General features: G+C 74.1%; 13 protein-coding genes and 1 tRNA gene. 7 read left to right on the top strand and 7 right to left on the bottom strand.

Features of this window, described 5'->3' with window-relative positions; all coding sequences use genetic code 11:
* Positions 1 to 123 precede the first annotated feature (123 nt).
* Positions 124 to 993, top strand: a complete 870-nt coding sequence (locus RZ50_RS05830) for an SDR family oxidoreductase (protein WP_196951917.1) — start codon at positions 124 to 126, stop codon at positions 991 to 993.
* Positions 994 to 1,160: 167 nt separating this feature from the next.
* Positions 1,161 to 2,129: an EamA family transporter RarD gene (gene rarD, locus RZ50_RS05825; protein ID WP_196951916.1), complete on the top strand. Its 969-nt coding sequence runs from the start codon at positions 1,161 to 1,163 to the stop codon at positions 2,127 to 2,129.
* 23 nt (positions 2,130 to 2,152) lie between these two features.
* Here rarD and RZ50_RS05820 read toward each other — a convergent pair whose 3' ends face one another.
* From RZ50_RS05820 to RZ50_RS05810, 3 genes are read right to left on the bottom strand one after another with little or no spacing between them, the layout of a single operon-like run.
* Positions 2,153 to 3,043, bottom strand: coding sequence for an ABC transporter permease (locus tag RZ50_RS05820; protein ID WP_196951915.1), 891 nt, complete (start codon positions 3,041 to 3,043; stop codon positions 2,153 to 2,155).
* Positions 3,030 to 4,103, bottom strand: a complete 1,074-nt coding sequence (locus RZ50_RS05815) for an ABC transporter ATP-binding protein (RefSeq protein ID WP_196951914.1) — start codon at positions 4,101 to 4,103, stop codon at positions 3,030 to 3,032. The genes RZ50_RS05820 and RZ50_RS05815 overlap by 14 nt, the downstream gene beginning before the upstream one ends.
* Positions 4,104 to 4,106: 3 nt before the next feature.
* Positions 4,107 to 5,420: a DUF2092 domain-containing protein gene (locus RZ50_RS05810; protein ID WP_196951913.1), complete on the bottom strand. Its 1,314-nt coding sequence runs from the start codon at positions 5,418 to 5,420 to the stop codon at positions 4,107 to 4,109.
* 182 nt (positions 5,421 to 5,602) lie between these two features.
* On the opposite strand from RZ50_RS05810, the gene RZ50_RS05805 reads away from it, so the two are divergent.
* Together RZ50_RS05805 and RZ50_RS05800 are read left to right on the top strand one after the other, a co-directional pair.
* Positions 5,603 to 8,191 carry a bifunctional FO biosynthesis protein CofGH gene (locus tag RZ50_RS05805; RefSeq protein ID WP_254801996.1) on the top strand — a complete coding sequence of 863 codons (2,589 nt, stop codon included), beginning with the start codon at positions 5,603 to 5,605 and terminating at the stop codon, positions 8,189 to 8,191.
* A 177-nt stretch (positions 8,192 to 8,368) separates the two neighbouring features.
* Complete coding sequence (locus RZ50_RS05800; protein ID WP_196951912.1) at positions 8,369 to 9,484, top strand: ADP-ribosylglycohydrolase family protein; 1,116 nt, start codon at positions 8,369 to 8,371, stop codon at positions 9,482 to 9,484.
* A 116-nt stretch (positions 9,485 to 9,600) separates the two neighbouring features.
* On the opposite strand, the gene RZ50_RS05795 is transcribed toward RZ50_RS05800, so the two are convergent.
* From RZ50_RS05795 to RZ50_RS05785, 3 genes are all read right to left on the bottom strand, one after another.
* Positions 9,601 to 9,810, bottom strand: a complete 210-nt coding sequence (locus tag RZ50_RS05795) for a DUF397 domain-containing protein (RefSeq protein ID WP_196951911.1) — start codon at positions 9,808 to 9,810, stop codon at positions 9,601 to 9,603.
* Positions 9,807 to 10,670, bottom strand: a complete 864-nt coding sequence (locus RZ50_RS05790; protein ID WP_196951910.1) for a helix-turn-helix transcriptional regulator — start codon at positions 10,668 to 10,670, stop codon at positions 9,807 to 9,809. The genes RZ50_RS05795 and RZ50_RS05790 overlap by 4 nt, the downstream gene beginning before the upstream one ends.
* 601 nt (positions 10,671 to 11,271) lie before the next feature.
* The gene (locus RZ50_RS05785) at positions 11,272 to 12,018 is read right to left on the bottom strand and encodes a GPP34 family phosphoprotein (protein ID WP_196952267.1); all 747 of its coding nucleotides are present in this window, start codon (positions 12,016 to 12,018) and stop codon (positions 11,272 to 11,274) included.
* Between the two features lie 712 nt (positions 12,019 to 12,730).
* Here RZ50_RS05785 and RZ50_RS30065 point away from each other — a divergent pair.
* Entirely contained in the window at positions 12,731 to 14,824 is a 2,094-nt protein-coding gene (locus tag RZ50_RS30065) for a D-alanyl-D-alanine carboxypeptidase (protein WP_196952268.1), read from the top strand.
* Positions 14,825 to 14,946: 122 nt separating this feature from the next.
* Here the strand turns inward: RZ50_RS30065 and RZ50_RS05775 are convergent, their stop codons facing one another.
* Complete coding sequence (locus tag RZ50_RS05775; protein ID WP_196952269.1) at positions 14,947 to 16,497, bottom strand: glycosyltransferase family 39 protein; 1,551 nt, start codon at positions 16,495 to 16,497, stop codon at positions 14,947 to 14,949.
* Between the two features lie 167 nt (positions 16,498 to 16,664).
* Here RZ50_RS05775 and RZ50_RS05770 point away from each other — a divergent pair.
* A tRNA-Arg gene (locus RZ50_RS05770) sits at positions 16,665 to 16,737 on the top strand.
* A gap of 253 nt (positions 16,738 to 16,990) precedes the next feature.
* Complete coding sequence (locus tag RZ50_RS05765; protein ID WP_196952270.1) at positions 16,991 to 19,459, top strand: FtsX-like permease family protein; 2,469 nt, start codon at positions 16,991 to 16,993, stop codon at positions 19,457 to 19,459.
* Positions 19,460 to 19,812 lie beyond the last annotated feature (353 nt).

The following is a 19,812-nucleotide window of genomic DNA, read 5'->3' as shown; positions in this document are numbered from 1 at the left end:
GCCTCGGTGCCATTACCTCGATGTCAGTACCGTACTTTGAAGTGCGTACTTTCGAAAGGTTAGTGCCCTCCTTAAGGTGAGTGACGAGGTCAGAGAGCCATCGAGAACCAGAGGAGCACCACCATGTACGTCGTCACCGGAGCCACCGGCCAGCTCGGCCGTCTCGTCGTCGAGGGCCTGCTGGCCAGGGTGCCCGCCGCCGAGGTCGCGGTCGTCGTCCGCTCCGCCGAGAAGGCGGCCGACCTGGCCGCGCGCGGGGTGGCCGTCCGCGTGGCCGACTACGACCGGCCCGAGACCCTGGCCGGCGCCTTCGCCGCCGGGGACCGGGTGCTGCTGATCTCGGGCAGCGAGGTCGGCAGCCGCATCCCGCAGCACCGCAACGTGGTCGAGGCCGCGAAGGCCGCCGGGGTGGCGCTGCTCGCGTACACCAGCATCCCGGGCGCGGCGACCTTCCGGCTGGCCGACGAGCACAAGGCGACCGAGGAGCTGATCCTCGCCTCCGGCCTGCCGTACGCGTTCCTGCGCAACGGCTGGTACACCGAGAACTACCTGGGCGACGCGGCCGGCACGGTGGCCCGCGGCGTGGTGCTCGGCAGCAACGGGGACGGCCGGGTGGCCACCGCCCCGCGCCGGGACTACGCCGACGCGGCCGTCGCCGTCCTCCTCGGCGGCGAGGGCGGCGAGGGCGGCGAGACCCGCGAGAACGCGGTGTACGAGCTGAGCGGCGACGCCGCCTGGAGCCTGTCGGAGCTGGCCGCCGAGCTGGCGGAGGCCTCCGGCCGGCCGGTCGAGCACCGCGACGTCACCCCGGCCGAGCACCTCGCCGCCCTGGTCGGCGCGGGCCTGCCGGAGGGCTTCGCCCAGGCGCTGGTCGACGTGGACGCGGGCATCGCGCGCGGCGAGCTGGCCGGCACCCCGGGCGACCTGGCCCGGCTGATCGGTCGCCCGACCGTCCCGCTGGCCGAGTCCGTTCGCGCCGCCCTGGGCGCCTGACGAAGCGGCCCCGGGAACCTGGCGCGATGGTCTGACCACCGCGAACGCCGGACACGTCCAGCATTCAGGCAATGTCATGACCAAAATCCGGAAACGGAGATGACAGTCCGCCCTCCCGCCCGCTACCGTCGCCTCGATCACACGCGCGCGCGGGAGGGCACTCGGCCATGCCACAGACGACCCAGCAGGACAGCGGCCGAGGCCTCTGGTACGGCTTCGCGGCCTACGGGATGTGGGGGCTCTTCCCGCTCTTCTGGCCGCTCCTGGAGCCCGGCGCCGCCGACGACATCCTGGCCAACCGGATGGTCTGGTCCCTGGTCGCGGTGGTGCTGATGCTGGTCGCCCAGCGGCACTGGAGCTGGATACGCCCGCTGCTGCGCCAGCCCCGCCGGCTCGCCATGCTGGCCGGTGCGGCCGCGGTGATCTCGATCAACTGGGGCGTCTACATCTGGGGCGTCAACGCCGGGCACGTGGTCGAGACCAGCCTCGGCTACTTCATCAACCCCCTGGTCACCATCGCCTTCGGCGTCCTGGTGCTCAAGGAGCGGCTGCGCCGGGCGCAGTGGGCGGCGGTCGGCATCGGCGCGCTCGCCGTCGCGGTGCTGAGCGTCGCGTACGGGCGGCTGCCCTGGATCGCGCTCACCCTGGCGCTCTCCTTCGCCACCTACGGCCTGCTGAAGAAGAAGGTCGGGCTGAGCGGGCTGGAGAGCCTCGCGGCGGAGAGCGCCTTCATGTTCCCCTTCGCCCTGGGCTACCTGATCTACCTGGAGGTCAGCGGGCGCGGCACCTTCGGGCACACGGTGGCCGGCTCGTACGGCTGGGGGCACTCGGGGCTGCTGATGCTCAGCGGGGTGATCACCGCGATCCCGCTGCTGTTCTTCGGCGCGGCGGCGGTGCGGGTGCCGCTGACCGTGCTCGGGCTGCTCCAGTACCTGGCGCCGGTGTTCCAGTTCCTGATCGGCGTCGCGGTGTTCCACGAGTCGATGCCGCCCGCGCGCTGGGCCGGCTTCGGCCTGGTCTGGGTCGCGCTGGCGGTGCTCACCTGGGACGCGCTGCGCCAGGTGCGGCTCGACCGCGCCGGGCGGGCCGCGGCCGAGCCGCGGTCCGCCCCGGCACGGGAGAGCGTCACGCGCTGATACTGCTCATGCGCTGATACTGCTCACGCGCTGATGTCGCGGCTGGTGAACCGCGACCAGGCCGCCGAGCCGAACACCGCGACGTAGGCGGCCTGAAGGCCGAGGTCCTTCCACACGCCGTCCCAGTACATCGGAGCGCGCAGGAGGTCCGCGAAGCTCAGCCAGTAGTGGGTGAACAGGAACGGCCTGATCGCGTCCAGCTGCGGGAAGGCGTCCAGGATCTGCACCGTGATCACCAGACCGACGGTCGCGGCCATCGCCGCGATGCCGCTGCCGGTGAGGGTGGAGACGAACAGCCCGATCGCCACCAGCCCGGCCAGCGAGACCGCGACCACCCCGGCCACCAGCACCGCCCGCAGCAGCGCGTCGGCGAAGCCGATGGTGTCCCCGGAGATCAGCGTGACCTCGCCGAGCGGGAACAGCGCGGCGCCGGTGGCCAGCGCCGCCACCGCGACCGCCGCCGTGGCGGCCAGGCAGAACACCAGCCCGGCGGTGAACTTGGCGGCCAGTAGCCTCGTCCGCCCGGCCGGGGCGACCAGCAGGTAGCGCAGCGTCCCGGTGGCCGCCTCGCCCGCCACCGAGTCCCCGGCCACCACGCCGACGGTCATCGGCAGGAAGACCGGCAGCGCGACGGCCAGCGCGGTGAAGACCAGGAACAGTCCGTTCTGGGTGGTCTGCGCGATGAAGCTCGGTCCGCCGCCGCCCTCGTGAGGGCTGTCGGTGTTGAGCTTGACCACCACCCCGATCAGCACCGGCAGCACCGCGAGGATGCCCAGCAGCACCTTGGTGCGCATCCGGCGGAAGGTCAGGTGCAACTCGTTGCGGAACAGCGACAGGAAGCCGGACGCGCTCTGCGGCCGCCGGCCCGTGACGACCGGCGGCGCCCCGGCCTGCGAAGCCTCAGCCTGCGACATCGAAGCCCTCCCCGGTCAGCGCCACGAAGGCGTCCTCCAACGTGCCCCGCTCCAGCCCGAAGCCGTACACCCGAACCCCGGCCTCGACCAGTGCCGCGCACAGCTTGGGCAACGCGTCGTCGCCCCGGTCGCCCGGCTCGCCGTCCAGCCGCCCCTCGCCGTGCACCAGCGCGCCCACCCCGTGGGCGGCCAGCACCTCGGCGGCGCGCGCGGTGTCCGGGGTGCGGACCACCAGCCGGCCCTGCGCCCGGGCGGCCAGCTCGGCGACGGTGCCCTGCACCACCAGCCGGCCCCGGGACATCACCGCCGCGTGGGTGCAGACCTGTTCGATCTCGTCGAGCAGGTGCGAGGAGAGGAACACCGTGGTGCCCTCCGCCGCGACCTCCCGCACCAGGGTGCGGATCTCCCGCATGCCCTGCGGGTCCAGGCCGTTGGTCGGCTCGTCCAGCACCAGCAGCTCGCGCGGCTGCAGCAGTGCGGAGGCCAGGCCCAGGCGCTGCTTCATGCCCAGCGAGTAGGCGCGGGCCTTCTTGCCCGCCGCGGCGCTCAGGCCGACCCGCTCCAGCGCGGCCTCGACCCGGCTGTTGCGGGTGCGCGGGTCGGCCGTCGGGTCGGCTGAGTCGAAGCGGACCAGGTTGTCCCGGCCGGAGAGGAAGCCGTACAGCGCCGGGCCCTCGATCAGCGCGCCCACCCGGGGCAGCACGCTGGCGACGGACTGCGGCATCGGCTCGCCGAGGACGGCGGCCGCGCCGGAGGTGGGGGCGATCAGGCCCATCAGCATCCGGATGGTGGTGGTCTTGCCGGAGCCGTTGGGGCCGAGGAAGCCGAAGACGGAGCCGCGCGGCACGGTCAGGTCCAGGCCGTCCACGGCGAGCTGGCCGCCCCGGAAGCGCTTGGTCAGGCCGCGGGTCCTGATCACGTCGTCGCCGGGGGAGGCGGTGGAGGTGGGGGAGGTAGGGGAAGTGGTACGGGAAGCGGGAGCAACGGGGGTCGGGCGCGGTGCGGCGCCCGGACCCCCGGCCGACTCCGTAACGTCCCCCGTTACGGGAGCCTCGGTCATCCGTCAGTTCACCCCGGCGGCGTGCTGGAGGACCGGCAGGGTCACCGCGCCGGCGAAGACCCGGCCGTCGTCGGTGAGCAGGACGTTGACGACCTTGGTGCTGATCAGGGTGCCGCCGCCGACCTGCTTGCCGAGCGACTTCACCAGTGCCTGCGGGTTCAGCGGCTGGCCGTGGCGCTTGCCCTGCTTGCCGTCGCCCTTGCCCTGGGCGTCCCCGGCGGGGGCCTCGACGGCGCTGGGCAGCTGGGTGGAGACCACGGCCGTCCAGCCCTCGCCGATCACGTTCACGCCGCCGTGGTCCTTGGCGTCGCCCTGGTGGCTCCCGGCCTCGGCGCCCTTCGCGGCCTCGGCGCCCTTCGCGGCCTCGGCGCCCTTCGCGGCCTCGGCGCCCTTCCCGGCCTCGTCCGCCTTCTGCTCCGTCACCTTGGCGCCCTTGGGCACCGCGAAGTCGAAGGTCTTGGCGGCCGGCTTGGCGAAGGACACGTCGGTGAAGTGGACGTCCAGCACGGTGGAGCCGTCCGTGGACTTCACCACCACCGAGAGCGGCACTCCGTTGTCGGCGGCCACCGCTATCCGGACCTCGGCGACGGTCGAGCCGGACTGGGTCGGCTTGACGCTCAGCTGGTAGGCCTTCTGCCCGGCCACGTTGGCCGTCCCGGACACGGCGACCGAGGTGGTGCCGGCGCTCGCGGTCAGGAACTGCCGGGCCGCCTCCTGCGGGGTGGTCGGCACCCCGGTCAGCGGGGTCTTCGGGGCCTTGGAGGCCTCGGGGTGCCCGGCGGCCGGCCGCCCGGTCAGGTGCACCGCGCTGTTGGTCGAGCTGTCCCAGGCCCAGCTCTGGTCGCCGTTGTGGACCAGGGTGTAGCCGGCCATGTTCTCCAGCAGGTCCACCCGCTGGCGGTCCGGGCCGTCGACCGCGACCCGCAGGGTCTGGTCGCCGCCGAGCAGACCGAGCAGCTTGGACTGCGGGTCGGCCGAGGAGCCCTTGCCCTGGTCGCCGCCGCGCCCGGCCGCCGCGCCGAGCCCGCCGGCCGCCGCGCCCAGCAGCTGGCTGGGCAGCCCGAGGTCGGTGGAGACCGAGACCGTCCCGGACAGGCTCTGCGCGTCCGAGCCGAGCGCCTTGGCCACCACCTGCTCCGCCGACAGGGCGGGCAGGTCCGGCGGGGAGTCGGCCGCCAGCGCGGGCACCAGACCGACCCCGGCGGCGATCACCGCGGCCACGGCCACCGGCACCCCGGCCCGTACCAGGGTGCGCCGCCGCGATCGGTACGGCACCCCTTCCTCCAACTGCTCCCCCGTCACCGTCTCATCGGTCATGGCGTACTCAACTCCTCTGCGGACACGTGCGATTGGCGTTGCTCTTCCATTAGAGGCCGCCGCCGCCCCCGCGTCATCGCCCTGCAGGGCCAGTTCGAGGGGACCCTGGTGGGTACGACGACCCTGAGACGGCGTCAGGGTCGTCTCCTCCGAACGTACGACACCTGGCGTATGGTCGCGCCATGGACGCAACCGCCATGGACGAAAGCAACCCCCCGACCGCGAACGCGATGCGGCGCGCCCTGCGCCGCGCCCGGGACGGCGTCGCCCTCGATGTGACCGAGGCCGCCGTGCTGCTGCAAGCCAGAGGCGAGGACCTGCGCGACCTGTGTGCCGGTGCCGCCCGGGTGCGCGACGCGGGGCTGGAGGCGGCCGGGCGGCCCGGCGTCATCACGTACTCCCGGAGCGTCTTCATCCCGCTCACCCGGCTGTGCCGGGACAAGTGCCACTACTGCACCTTCGCCACCGTCCCCGGCAAGCTGCGCCGGGCCGGGCACGGCATGTTCATGTCCCCGGACGAGGTGCTGGAGGTGGCCCGGCGCGGCGCCGAACTCGGCTGCAAGGAAGCCCTGATCACGCTCGGGGACAAGCCCGAGGACCGCTGGCCCGAGGCCCGCGAGTGGCTGGACGCGCACGGCTACGACGACACCATCGCCTACGTGCGGGCGATGTCCATCCGCATCCTGGAGGAGACCGGCCTGCTCCCGCACCTCAACCCCGGGGTGCTGAGCTGGACGGACTTCCAGCGGCTCAAGCCCGTCTCCGCCTCGATGGGCATGATGCTGGAGACCACCGCCACCCGGCTGTGGAGCGAGCCCGGCGGCCCGCACCACGGCTCCCCGGACAAGGAACCCGCCGTCCGGCTGCGGGTGCTGGAGGACGCCGGCCGCAGCTCCGTCCCCTTCACCAGCGGCCTGCTGATCGGCATCGGCGAGACCTACCGGGAGCGCGCCGAGTCGCTGTTCGCGCTGCGCAAGGTCTCCCGCGCCTACCACGGCGTCCAGGAGCTGATCCTGCAGAACTTCCGCGCCAAGCCGGACACGGCGATGCGCGGCATGCCGGACGCCGAACTGGACGCGCTGGTGGCCACGGTGGCGGTGGCCCGGCACCTCATGGGCCCGACGGCCTGCCTCCAGGCGCCGCCGAACCTGGTGGACGGGGAGTACGCGCGGCTGATCGAGGCCGGGATCGACGACTGGGGCGGGGTCTCCCCGCTGACCCCGGACCACGTCAACCCCGAGCGCCCCTGGCCGCAGATCGAGCGCCTGGCCGAGCAGTCGGCCGCGGCCGGCTTCGAACTGCGCGAGCGCCTGGCCGTCTACCCCGAGTACGTGCTGCGCGGCGAGCCCTGGCTGGACCCGCGGGTGCTGCCGCACGTGCGCGCCCTGGCCGACCCGGAGACCGGCCTGGCGAACCCGGCCGCGGTGCCCCGCGGCCTGCCCTGGCAGGAGCCCGAGGACCTGCCGCAGTCGTACGGGCGGACCGACCTGCACACCGCCATCGACACCGAGGGCCGCACCGCCGACCGCCGGGCCGACTTCGAGGACGTGTACGGCGACTGGGAGGTGCTGCGCGAGCAGGTGCTCGCCGCGGGCGCGCCGGAGCGCCTCGCCGGCGACCTGCGTGCGGCCCTCGCGGTGGCCGCCGACGACCCGGCCCGGCTGACCGACGACCAGGCGCTGGCGCTGTTCCACGCCGACGGCCCGGCCCTGGACGCGCTCTGCCGGATCGCCGACGACGTGCGCCGCGACGCCGTCGGCGAGGACGTCACCTACTGCGTCACCCGGAACATCAACTTCACCAACGTCTGCTACACCGGCTGCCGCTTCTGCGCCTTCGCCCAGCGCCGCACCGACGCCGACGCCTACACCCTCTCCCTGGAGCAGGTCGCCGAACGGGCCGCGCAGGCCTGGGAGGTGGGCGCCACCGAGGTGTGCATGCAGGGCGGCATCCACCCGGACCTGCCCGGCACCGCGTACTTCGACATCGCCCGCGCGGTGAAGGAGCGGGTGCCCGGCATCCACGTCCACGCCTTCTCCCCGATGGAGGTGGTCAACGGCGCCACCCGGACCGGCCTGTCGATCCGCGAGTGGCTCCAGCGGGCCAAGGAGTCCGGCCTGGACACCATCCCCGGCACCGCCGCCGAGATCCTCGACGACGAGGTCCGCTGGGTGCTCACCAAGGGCAAGCTCCCGGCCGCGACCTGGGTCGAGGTGGTCACCACCGCGCACGAGCTGGGCATCCGCTCCTCGTCCACGATGATGTACGGGCACGTGGACACCCCGGAGCACTGGCTCGGGCACCTGCGGCTGCTCGCGGAGATCCAGCAGCGCACCGGTGGCTTCACCGAGTTCGTCACCCTGCCGTTCGTCCACACCAACGCGCCGGTCTACCTGGCCGGCATCGCCCGGCCCGGCCCGACCGCCCGGGACAACCGCGCGGTGGTCGCGATGGCCCGGCTGCTGCTGCACCCGCACATCCCCAACATCCAGACCAGCTGGGTCAAGCTGGGCGCGGAGGGCGCGGCCGAGATGCTCCGCTCCGGCGCCAACGACCTCGGCGGCACGCTGATGGAGGAGACCATCTCGCGGATGGCCGGCTCGGCGTACGGCAGCTACAAGTCGGTGCGCGACCTCCAGGCGATCGCCGAGGCCGCGGGCCGTCCGCACCGCCAGCGCACCACCACCTACGGCGAGGTGCCGGCCGAGCGCCAGGCGGCCGCGCTGGCCTCGGACGGGCACCTGCCGGAGCTGCTTCCCGTCCTCGACTGAGACCGCGCCGGGCCCCCGGCCCCCGGCCGCCGCCCGCCCGGCGGCCGGGGGCCCGGTGCGGTGTGTGAGGGACGCCATTGAATCGTTCGGGTCTTCGAATACAGTGCCAGGGCGCGCGCCGCGGCCGTGCGTCGCGCGGCCCCCGCCCCCGACCCCGACGAAAGGCGCTCCGTCGTGATGCCACTGTGGTCACGCGCCCAGCAGCAGGACTTCCGCAGCCGGGTGCGGGGCTGTCTGCTCGGCGGTGCCCTCGGCGACGCGCTCGGCGCCGGCGTCGAGTTCGAACCCCTGGAGAAGATCCGGGCCCAGCACGGCCCGGAGGGCGTCACCGGCTTCGTCCCCGCGTACGGGCGCACCGGCGCCGTCACCGACGACACCCAGCTCAGCCTCTGGACGGTGGACGGCCTGATCCGCGCCCACATCCGGCGCGACACCGGCAGCTGGCACCCGCCCACCGACCTGCACCTGGCCTACCTGCGCTGGGCCGCCACCCAGCGCGACTGGGGCCCGGACGAGCGCCGCCCCGACCTCGGCTGGCTCGGCCGCGAGGAGTGGCTGTACGCCGAGCGGGCCCCCGGCCAGGGCTGCCTGTCCGGCCTCACCGGGCCGGACGCCGAGCGGCTCGGCACCCTGGAGCAGCCCAAGAACCCGCACTCCAAGGGCTGCGGCACGGTCGTGCGGGCGGCGCCGTTCGGGCTGCTCACCACCTGGGAGCCGGGCCTGGTGTTCCAGCTCGCGGTGGAGTGCTCGGTGCTCACCCATGGCCACCCGACCGGCTACCTGGCGGCGGGCGCGTTCGCGGTGATCGTCCAGTCCGTCGCGCGCGGCGGCACCCTGGAGGAGGGCGTCCACCTCGCACTGGCCCTGCTCTCCGAGCGGCAGGCGCACGAGGAGACCACGGCCGCGCTGCGGGCCGCGCTGGACGCGGTGCGGGCCGGGGAGCCGTCCGCCGAGCGGGTCGAGGCGCTGGGGGAGGGCTGGGTCGCCGAGGAGGCGCTGGCGATCGGGGTCTACTGCGCGCTGGTCGCGCACGACGTCCGCTCGGGCCTGCTGCTCGCCGTCAACCACTCCGGGGACAGCGACTCCACCGGCGCGATCTGCGGCAACCTGCTCGGGGTGCTGCACGGGGACACCGCGCTGCCGCCGGGACTGGTGGCGGGGCTGGAGGGGCGCGGCGCGATCCTCGAACTCGCCGACGACTTCGTGCTGGAGCTGGTGCACGGCACCGAACTGCACGACCGGCGGACCCCGGAGGGGGCCAACTGGTCCACCCGGTACCCGGTGGTGCACTGAGCGGGCTCCGTCCGGCTTCAACCGGTGTTCCGGAAAAGGCGGTTGCCCGTAGCACCGGCCGCCGCTCCAGGGCGACGGTCACCGCTACGGGCAACTGGGCCGAGCACGGGGCCGGTTCAGACCTCGCCGAAGACTCCCGTCGCCGCGGCCGACGCGAACGCGTTCCAGGCCTCGGTGGAGAAGCGCAGCTGCGGGCCGAGCGGGTCCTTCGAGTCCCGGACCGCCACCGCCCCGGTGGCCGGTCCGGAGATCTCCACACAGGCGCCTTGGCCACCACTGTGACTGCTCTTGCGCCAGCGGGTTCCGTGCTCGGACGGGGTGATCATTCGTGGTATCCCTTTTCGATGTCGGCTATCAGCGACCGGCTCTCCGTGACACCGAGTGCGGCCGCTCTCAGGTAGTCGTAGAGACCGGTATAGCGGCGCACGTCGGCATCCTTCTCCAGGTAGAGGTCGCTCGTCACACCTTCGAAGTAGACAACTGTGGAATCGGCTGACTCGGGGAACTCCAGCAGGGAGAATGTCCCGGTCATACCGGGGTGGGCGCCGTGCGCGAACGGGATCACCTGGATGGTGATGTTCGGGCGCAGGCTGAGCTCCAGCATCTGCCGCAGCTGGCGGGACATGACCTCGCGGCTGCCCACCTCCCGGCGCAGCACCGCCTCGTCTATGACGGTCCACAGGCTGCCCAGCTGGTTCTCGCCGTGGATGCGCTCCTGCCGCTTCATCCGGACCTGCACCCGCCGCTGCACGGCGATCGCGTCGGTGTCCGGCTGGGTGCCCTCGACCACGGCCTGCGCGTACTGCTCGGTCTGCAGCAGGCCGGGGACGAAGGAGGACTCGTAGGCGCGGATCGAGGAGGCCTCGGCCTCCAGGCCGATGTAGACGCTGTACGGGGTCGGCATGTCGTTGAAGTCGTGCCACCAGCCGCGCTGGCGCGACTCCTTGGCCATCTCCATGAGGCTGCCGCGCATCTGCTCGTCGGCCACGTTGTACACGTCGCAGAGGTCGCGCACGTCGCGCTGGCTGATGCTGCGGCGGCCGTTCTCCAGCCGGCTGATCTTCGACTGGGAGACCATCAGCCGTCCGGCCACCTCCTCCGCCGTCATCCCGAGGCCCTCGCGGAGTTTGCGGAGCTCCGAGCCGAGGCGTCGGCGGCGCACGGTGGGATTGATGTTCGCGGACACGTCGACCTCCGGCCGGACCTCTGGTGAACCCTGGAACGGCAGCCCTCGGAACACTTCGGACATTGGGACCAACCCCCCTGACTCGGAGCAGCATGTCATCTTGGGCCAGGTCGGCGCCGGGGAATCACGGCAGCGCAGTAGAACGGATCATCGGAAAAGCGCTTCCGTAAGACGGCGAAAGCCCCCAGGTGGTAATGCGGCTCGGTGACTCGGACCGATGGTGTGGTGGACCGTCCCGGCGGTGGCGCACGTGCCCCTGGCACGTACGGCGCCGACCCTCCCGGTGCCCCTGTCGGGGCCTCCGGGTGGCCTGTGGCGGACTTCCGGGGACGGCAGAGGGGCGGTCGCCGGGCGACTCGCGTCGCGGGGCGACCGCCCCTCGGTGGTACCGGTGGTGCGGGTACTGTCGGTGGTGCGATGGTGCCGGTCGTACGCCGGGTCGCTCAGCGCCTTCGGGTGGCGCGGGTGGGGCGGCGTGCGCCCCTGGGCGGGCCACTGCGATCGGCGGCCCGGCCGTGCCGGGTTCGTCCGGCTCGGCACGTCGCCCGGCGCGGCGCGCCGCCCGGCTCACGGGCCTGCCCGGCTCGGGGGCCCGCCCGGTTCAGCGGACCCCGACCCGGGGGGCGGAGACCCGCCCGCCCGCGGCCCGGCCCGTCGCGCGGGTGCCGGAGCGGCCGGTGCCGGTCCCGGAGCCCTGGCCCTGGGAAGAACGGTTCTGCTGCGCCGGAAGGCCGTTCTGCACGTCCATCACGGCGTGCGCGACCATCCCGCCCAGCGGGTCGTACCGGATCAGGTCGCGCAGCCGCGACCGCGCCGACCGGCCCTCGTTGCCCGGGTACAGGTGCTTGCCCAGCCCCACCGAGTGGGCGAGGGCCGCGAGCGCGGCCGTCCGCGGGTCCGGCGGCACACCGGTGCGGATCGCGGTGTCCAGCCGTTGTTTGATCGCGGCGTTGGTGCAGTCGTCGGACGCCTGGTACCGGGTCGTCGGCAGCACCCCGCACATCTGGCCCGGCACGGCGGTGACCATCCCGCAGCGCTCCAGGTGCGCCAGGTACGTCTGCCGCAGGCCCAGCCTGGGCCCGCCGATCCAGTGCGCCGCGCGAACCGGACTGCCGCGTCGGCGCAGCAGTTCCAGTGCATGGTCGAGTGTCGGGTCGCCGGTCGGTCGTGCGAGCACGACGGCGATCCGGTCACCCTCCGGTACGATCCGTCCGGCCAGGGACAGCTCGACGAGCTGCGCCCCGGCGAGTCCGAGGTCGAGGGTCTGCGGCTGCGCCGTGGTACCCGTGGTCGGGTCCAAAGCGAGCAGCAAGAGTTCCTCGGGAACAGTTCTGCGGCTCTTGCCCATCCAAGCCTCCCCGCGTGGATGAGAGACAGGGTGACGCCTCTCACACGGGCTTGTCGAGTACGCCTCCGAATCGTGACCTTGCGACGGAAGCGCGGAACCGCCCCGTGCGGGCCCGGCGTCTGACCCTTGAACAGACCGCAGTGCGGCCGGGTGGCGGCAATAAGCCCCGGTCGGACGGGGTGTGCGCGGCCGGATCGGCCGTCGGTGGCGGAGACTGTACAGGTACACGGGGCGGGGTGTCGGCTTCCCGAAATCGGGTTCGCCGGTGCCCCGCAGGGCGTTGAGGAGGCTGGGATACGTGGGCGAGTCCCCCGACAGGGTGCTGAGGGACGGCGAGCGGGAGCAGGGCCGCGAGCGCGAACGGACCGGTGCGGCGGCCGACGCCGTGAAGGCCGCCGACGGCGGGCCGTCCGCCCCGGCGGCTGCCGGGGCGTCAGCCGGGGCCGCCGCCAAGGCATCCGCGGAGGCGCCCACGGAGGCCTCCTCGGAGCCGGCCCCGGAGGGCGCTGCCGGGACCGCTGAAGGGGCCGCTGCCGGGACCGCTGAGGAGGCCGCTGAAGGGGCCGCTGCCGGGACCGCTGAGGAGGCCGCTGAAGGGGCCGCTGCCGGGACCGCCAAGGGGGCTGCCGAGGGGGCCGCCGCGGAGGAGTCCGCCGACACGCCGTCGGCGGGGGCCAAGGGCGGCTCGACCGTACAGCTCCGTGTCCGGGATGTGGACAGCAGGACGACGATGCTGCGGCTGCCGGTGGACAACCGGACCACCTCGCTGCGGCTGCCCGAGGAGCTGGTGAAGCCTGCGGGCGACGGCGGTTCCGATGGTGGGGGAGCGGAGAAGGAGGACGCCTCGGCGTCCGGCGCTCCGGAGGGGGCCGTCGAACGACCGGCCGGAGCCGATCCGCGTCTCGCCATGCGGACGGGTGCGGCCGTGGCGGCGGTGGCCGGGAAGGCGGCGGAGAAGGCGGCCGGGAAGGCCGACGCCGGGACCGACGCGCCCGGGGCGGCCGAGTCCGCTGACAGTGGGTCCGCCGACGCCGCGTCGGAGGAGGAGCCCGCGAAGGCGGAGCGGGCCGACACGCCCGAGCCCGCGGAGACTGAGGCTACGGAGACCGAGGCCACGGAGGCCGAGCCCGAGGCGGCGGAGCCCGCCGAGTCGACCAGGACCACGCAGCTCGCCAAGCCGGTCGCGACCGGTGCGGCCGAGAAGCTGGAGAAGCCCAAGCCGCTGCGCGCCCCCGCCACCTCCCCGGCGGCCGGTACCGTGCCCGAGCCTCCGGCGCCCGCCCCGCTGCCCGAGCCCGCGCCCGTACCCGAGCCGGTGCCAGAGCCGCACCCGGCGCCCAAGCCCGTCCCCGAACCCGAGCCGACCCCGGGCCCCGAGCCGCTGCCCAGGCCGGCGCCGAAGCCGGCGCCCGGCCCCGCCCCGGCGCCCGCCCCGCTGCCCGAGCCCGACCCCAGGCCGGTGCCGCCCGTCCCGCCGCTGCCCCGGCCCGAGCCGCTGCCCGCCCCGGAGCCGCTGCCCTCGCCCGAGACCACGGCCGAGGCGATGGAGGTCCTGGCGGCCCTCAACGCCCGGCCGGTCTCGCCACTGCGCCGCGCGCTCAAGCGGATCACCATCTGGACGGTCTTCCTGGCCGTGGTGCTCGGCGCGGTGGCGGTGGCCCAGCTGCTGCGCCCGCTGCCGGACCCGAAGATGAGGATGTCGGCCGCAGGTAGCTACAGCTTCTCCGGCGACCCGCTCGACCTCGCCTGGCCGGCCAAGGGCCAGTCCGCCGCAGAGGTGGTCGGCGTCGGCAGCCTCGGCAGCTCCGGCCAGGAGACCCCGGCCCCGATCGCCAGCGTCACCAAGGTGATGAACGCCTACCTGTTCCTCCAGAAGTACCCGCTGAAGAAGGGGGAGAGCGGCCCGAAGATCACCGTCGACAAGCAGGCCGCGCAGGAGTCCGGCAACGCCGACGAGTCCCGGGTGACGCTCACCGAGGGTCAGGTGCTCACCGAGTACCAGGCGCTGGAACTGCTGATGCTGCCGTCCGCCAACAACGTGGCCCGGCTGCTCGCCCGCTACCACTCCGGCTCGGAGGAGGCGTTCGTCAAGCTCATGAACGACACCGCGGCCGGGCTCGGCATGACCAACACCGTCTACGCCGACCCGGCGGGCTTCAGCGCGGACACCAAGTCCACCGCCAAGGACCAGCTGAAGCTGGCCGAGCAGGTCATGCAGGACGAGATCTTCCGGCAGATCGTCTCCACCCCGGAGACCAACTTCAACGGCGGGAAGATCCCCAACACCAACAACCTGATCAACCCGAAGACCGGCGTCATCGGCGTCAAGACCGGCTCCAGCACTCCCGCTGGCGGCTGCCTGATGTGGGCCGCGTACAAGGAGATCGGCGGGGTGAAGCGGATGATCCTCGGCGTGACCCTGGGACAGCAGGCCACCTCGCCCAACCCGGGCGACGGGATCCTGCCGACCGTGCTGAAGGTGAGCGGCAAGCAGATCCAGGCCGCGCAGAACGGGCTGGCCGGACAGACCGTGGTGAAGAAGGGCGACGTCGTCGGCACCGTGGACGACGGGCTCGGCGGCAAGGTCGCGGTCGTCGCGACCGAGGACCTCGTGGTGGCCGGCTTCCCCGGCATCACCGGCACCGTCACCCTGGACCCGGCCAAGCTCGGCCACGACGAGAAGGCGGGCAAGGAGGTCGGCGTGCTGCGGGTCGGCGCGGGGGACGGCAGGACGGAGGTCCCGGTGGCGCTCCAGTCGGACCTGCACCCGGCGTCCATCCAGTCCCGACTGCTGCGGATGTTCTGATCCGCTGAGCGCCTGAACGCCTGAACGCCTGAACGCCTGAACGCCTGAACGCCGAAGGGGAGCCGGATCGATCCGGCTCCCCTTCGGCGTTCCCCGTGTCGCTGACGGCCTCAGCCCTCCGCTCAGGTGTCGCGGTCGAGCAGCGCGAGGGTGAGCCCGCCGAGCGGCGTCACCTGGTCCGGCGTGCCGTAGTGGTCCAGCAGCACCTGCGCCTGGTCCTGCGGGACGGCCGCCAGCGGGTCCTCGGTGTCCCCCAGGACGATCAGCCAGATCCGCGATCCGTCCCCCAGGCAGGAGGCCGGCTGTGGGCAGGGCTCCGGCGTCAGCTCGTCCGCTTCCTCGGCGCTCCGGGCGACGAACACCGGGAACGGGTGGACCGCCGGCGGCAGGTGGTAGCTGACTCCCGGCCAGACCATCGCCCAGCTCTGGTCGCCCATCGGGGCCGCCAGCCCGTCCCCGGGGCGGTACCCGGCGGCGATCGCCTCCGCCACCTCCCGGAACGGCTCCTCCGACGCGGTGTGCGAGCCCACGTACCGTACGGCCGGCTGCTTCGGCAGCGCCGCCACGGCCGGGAGGGCGAGCAGTCCCACCGCCACCACCCCGGCCGCGGCCAGGGCCGCGCGAGGAGAAACGATTCTTCGCGGTGCCCACGACCGTCCGGCCAGGGCAGCCACGGCGCGGTACCCGGCCCCGACCCCGCCCCCGGCCAGCACGGCCCAGGCGGGCACCGTGAAGAGCAGGTACCGGTCTATGAAGTACGAGGTCTCGCCCCGCGATACCAGCCAGACCGCCACCACCGGCAGCTCCGCGAGCAGCAGTGCCTGCCAGGCCTGGGCCCTCCGGCCCGACAGCACCAGCGCGGCCAGCGCCAGCAGCAGGAACGCCTGGGACACCTGCGCCGAACCGAACAGGTGGTCGCCGAACTTGAGCAGACCCTTGACGGAGGGCGTCGCTATCCAGCCGAGCTGCCGGCCCGACTGCCGGGTGCCGAGCAGCACCACCGGCAGCACCGGCAGCGCCGCCACCGCGACCGCCACCGGGTAGTGCCACAGCAGCCGCCGGTCCACCGCCGCCCGGGTCCGCCACAGGTGCAGCAGCACCAGCGCGAGCTGCCCTGCCACCGTGGTGAACGAGACCAGGTGCCAGACGCCCGCCAGCGCCATCGAGACGCAGTACGGCGCCCACCGCCGCAGGCCCGGCCGCTCCAGCGCCCGCAGCAGGAAGTACGTCGCGGCCGCGACCGCGCAGGTCGCCAACGCGTAGGCGCGCGCCTCCTGCGCGTAGTGGGAGATCTGCGGCGCCACCGTGAAGAGCAGCCCCGCGCCGACGGCCGCCACCCGACCGCCGAACAGCCGCTCGGCCGTCAGCGCCACGAACGCGGCCGCCCCCGCCATCGCCAGCACGGAGGGTATTCGCAGTGAGACCACCGAGTCGCCGAACAGCGAGGTCCAGCCGTGCATCAGCAGGTAGTACGCGCCGTTGCTGGCGTCTATGTGCCCCAGCAGCCGCACCAGCTCGTCCAGCGAGCGGGTGGACACCGCCCACGTCGCGATCTCGTCCCGCCACGGCTCCGGCGTCCCCAGCCGGTAACCGCCCACCCCCAGCATCACCAGCGCGGGCCAGAACCACACCTGCCCCAGCAATCGGACGGCCGGGCGCACAGCTGGTCTCATCGAGTCCTTCGTCTCCTTGGCCCAGCCCTGGAGGGGCGGGTTCGAACATTCCTCGGCAGGCTACTCGACCTCTTCTGACGCTTCGTCGGCACCTGCACTCCCGTCCACCACCCCCAGCCGACCCCCGATCCGGTACGCTGTGAACGGCCTGGTCACGGACCGGCCCCGCCTCAGTAGCTCAGGGGATAGAGCACGGCTCTCCTAAAGCCGGTGTCGCAGGTTCGATTCCTGTCTGGGGCACAGCGAAAGCGCAGGTCGCAGGCCCTCCACCCACCCGGGTGGGGGGCCTGCGGCGTTCCCGGCCCCGGCCCCGGGCGGGCCGGGTCAGGGGCCGGGTACCCCTGGAGGAGGAGACGGCCGGGGCGGTCGTAGGCCCGCGGAGTGATCATGGACGGGACCTCGTGCCGACGGTCCGGCGGGCGGCCCGGCCCTACGCTCGACGAAACCCCTGCCGGAGCATCGTGCCCGGCCAGGGCGGACGAGCCGGGGACCGATGACGACCTACCGATACACCGTGGCCGAGCTGCGCGGGCAGCTGCGGCAGCTGATCCTCAGCGGGGCCGCGATCGCGCTCGGGGTGGCCTTCCTGATCGCCTCGGTCGGCGGCAGCGGCGCCCTGGTGGACTCCTACGGCCAGACCGCCGCCGCCGAGGTCGGGCCCGCCGACGTCCAGGTGACCAGGCCCGCGGCCGAGGGCGGACTCGACCAGGACGCGGTGGAGCGGGCGCGCCGCACGGCCGGGGTGGCGGAGGTGTCCCCGCGGCTGACCGGCCGGGGCTCGGTGCTGGCCGCCGACGGACGGCCGCTGGACCGCGGCGCGGTCGTCAGCGCGATCGCCGAGGACGGGGCGCTGCGCTGGCAGCTGCTGAAGGACGGCCACTGGCCGGCCGGCCCCGACGAGGTGCTGCTCGACGACGACACCGCGCAACGGATCGGCGCCGCCCCCGGTGCCCAGGTGCGGCTCACCCGCGCCGACGGCTCCGCCGCTGCCGTCCGCCTGGCGGGCACCCTGGACGGCCGGGGCGCGCCCGGCTTCGCCGGCCACCCGGTGATCGGCGTCCCGGCCGGTGCGGTGGCGCGGTACGCGACGGCCGTCACCACCGAGCGGCTCGACGTCCGGCTGCGGCCCGGGGCCTCGTCGGCCGGAACCGTCGGAGCCCTGCGCGCCGCCCTCGGTGACGGCGCCACGGTGCACACCCGGGAGGCCTCCGTCACCGAGGCGAAGCGGCAGAGCGGGACCCTCTACGGCGTGGTGCTGATCGCCGCGCTCTCCTTCGTACTGATCGCGCTCGCCGTCGCGCGGATGGTGGTGGGCAACACCTTCACCGTGGTGCTGGCCCAGCGGACCCGCCAACTCGCCCTGCTGCGCTGCGTGGGCGCCGACCGGCGGCAGGTGCGCCGGCTGATCCGCCGTCAGGGGCTGCTGCTCGGTGTGGGCGCCTCGGCGGTCGGCGTCCTGCTGGGGATCGGCCTCTGCGCGGCGGGGACGGCCGTGGTCGGCGGCCTCGACCTCGGGCCGGTCCACCTGTCGCTGGCGCCGTCGGCGTGGACCTGCGCCCTGGCCGGGCTGTTCGGGGTGCTGCTCACCCTGTGGGCCGTCCGCGGACCGGCCAGGGCCGCCTCGGCGGTGCCGCCGGTGGCCGCGCTCGGCGGGGAGACCGGCGCGGTCGGCACGGGGGCCCGGGTCCGGGCGGTCGTCTGGACGTCGGCGCTGCTGACGGCGGGCGCGGCGCTGCTGGTGACCGGGGCGGTCGCCCCGCCGCCGCTGTCGCTGCTCGCGGTGACGGTCGGGGCGATCAGCAGCTTCTTCGGGGTGCTGCGGCTCTCCGACCGGCTGCTGCCCGCCGTCGTCGCCCTGCTGGGCCGACCCGCCCGGCGGCTGGCCGGGACGGCCGGGCGGCTCGCGACCCAGCAGCTGCGGCTCAACCCGACCCGCACCGGGGCCACCGGCGCGGCGCTGCTGCTCGGCGTCACGGTGATGGTCGGGGCGGTCACCGCGCTGGAGATCACCTCCGCCTCCCTGGTGCCGGCGGTCTCCGCGCGCCAGCCCGGGGCCTTCTCGGCCACCGCGACCGGTGGCGGCCCGCTGCCCGCGGCGGCGCTCACCGCGCTCGGGGCGGAGCGCGAGCTGACGGTGGCGCCGGTCCGCTCGGCCACCGTCGAACTGGACGGCAGGCCCACCCTGGTCGCCGCCGTCGACCCCGCCCTGCTCAACTCCTCGGCGGACGACGCCGACCGGGCCCGGGCACTCGGCGACGGCACCGCGCTCAGCGGACTCGGCGGCAGCGCGGTGCGCCTGGGCGACGGCACCGAGCTCCGGATCCAACCGGGCCGCAGCAGCCTGCCGTTCACCCTGCAGACCGGGGCGTCGCTGCTGGTGACCCCCGCCACCCTGGACCGGCTTGCCCCCGGCGCGGCCGTCACCACGGCCTGGATCAGCCCGACGGCGGGCCGGGACCGGACGGACGCCCGCCGCGCGCTCGACCGGGCACTCGCGGACCACCCGCAGATCGCCGTCACCGACACGGCCGCACAGGGCGAGACGCTGCGCACGCTGCTGGACCGGATGACGGTCGTCAGCATGGCCCTGCTCTCCTTCTCGGTGGCCATCGCCGGCCTCGGCGTCGCCGCCACCCTGATGCTCAGCGTCACCGAACGCGCCCGCGAGATCGGCATGCTGCGCGCCATCGGGATGTCCCGGCAGCAACTGCGCCGGATGCTCACCCTGGAGGCCCTGCTGCTCTCACTCGCCGCCGCCCTCGTCGGCACCGGACTGGGCATCACCTACGGCTGGGCCGCCGCCCGTTCGATCACCTCCACCATCGGCACCACCGGCACCCCGCCCCTGCCCCTGATCCTCGCCGCCCTCACCCTCACCGTCCTCACCGGCCTCGCCGCCGCCATCCTCCCCGCCCGCCGAGTCAGCCGCCTGACCGTCATCACCGCCATGCGCACCGCCTAGCCCCGCCGGGGCGGTGGGGTCGGCCGTGGGAACCGCCTGGCCGGGGGCCCGGGTCGGGGTGGGGCGAGCCGGGTGGGGGTCGGCCCGACCGGTGGCCGTGGTCGTCCTGTGCGTCGCCGGGTGGGGGCTCTCGGTGAGGTCGGTGGTTGTGGTCATCCGGCTCGTCGGGGTGGTGGGGCGGCAGGGGTGGCGGTCGTGGGAGCCGTCTGGCCGGGGGCCCGGGTCGGGGTGGGGCGAGTCGGGTGCGGGGAGTCGGGTGCGGGTCGGCCCGACCGGTGGACGTGGCCGCCTTGTGCGCCGCCGGGTGGGGGCTCTCGGTGAGGTCGGTGATTGTGGTCATCCGGCTCGTCGGG

It is taken from the genome of Kitasatospora sp. SUK 42, from assembly GCF_015776785.2.
GTDB lineage: Bacteria > Actinomycetota > Actinomycetes > Streptomycetales > Streptomycetaceae > Kitasatospora.
Note: the sequence above shows the minus strand (reverse complement) of the source record. Positions and strands in the feature narration are given on the sequence as shown.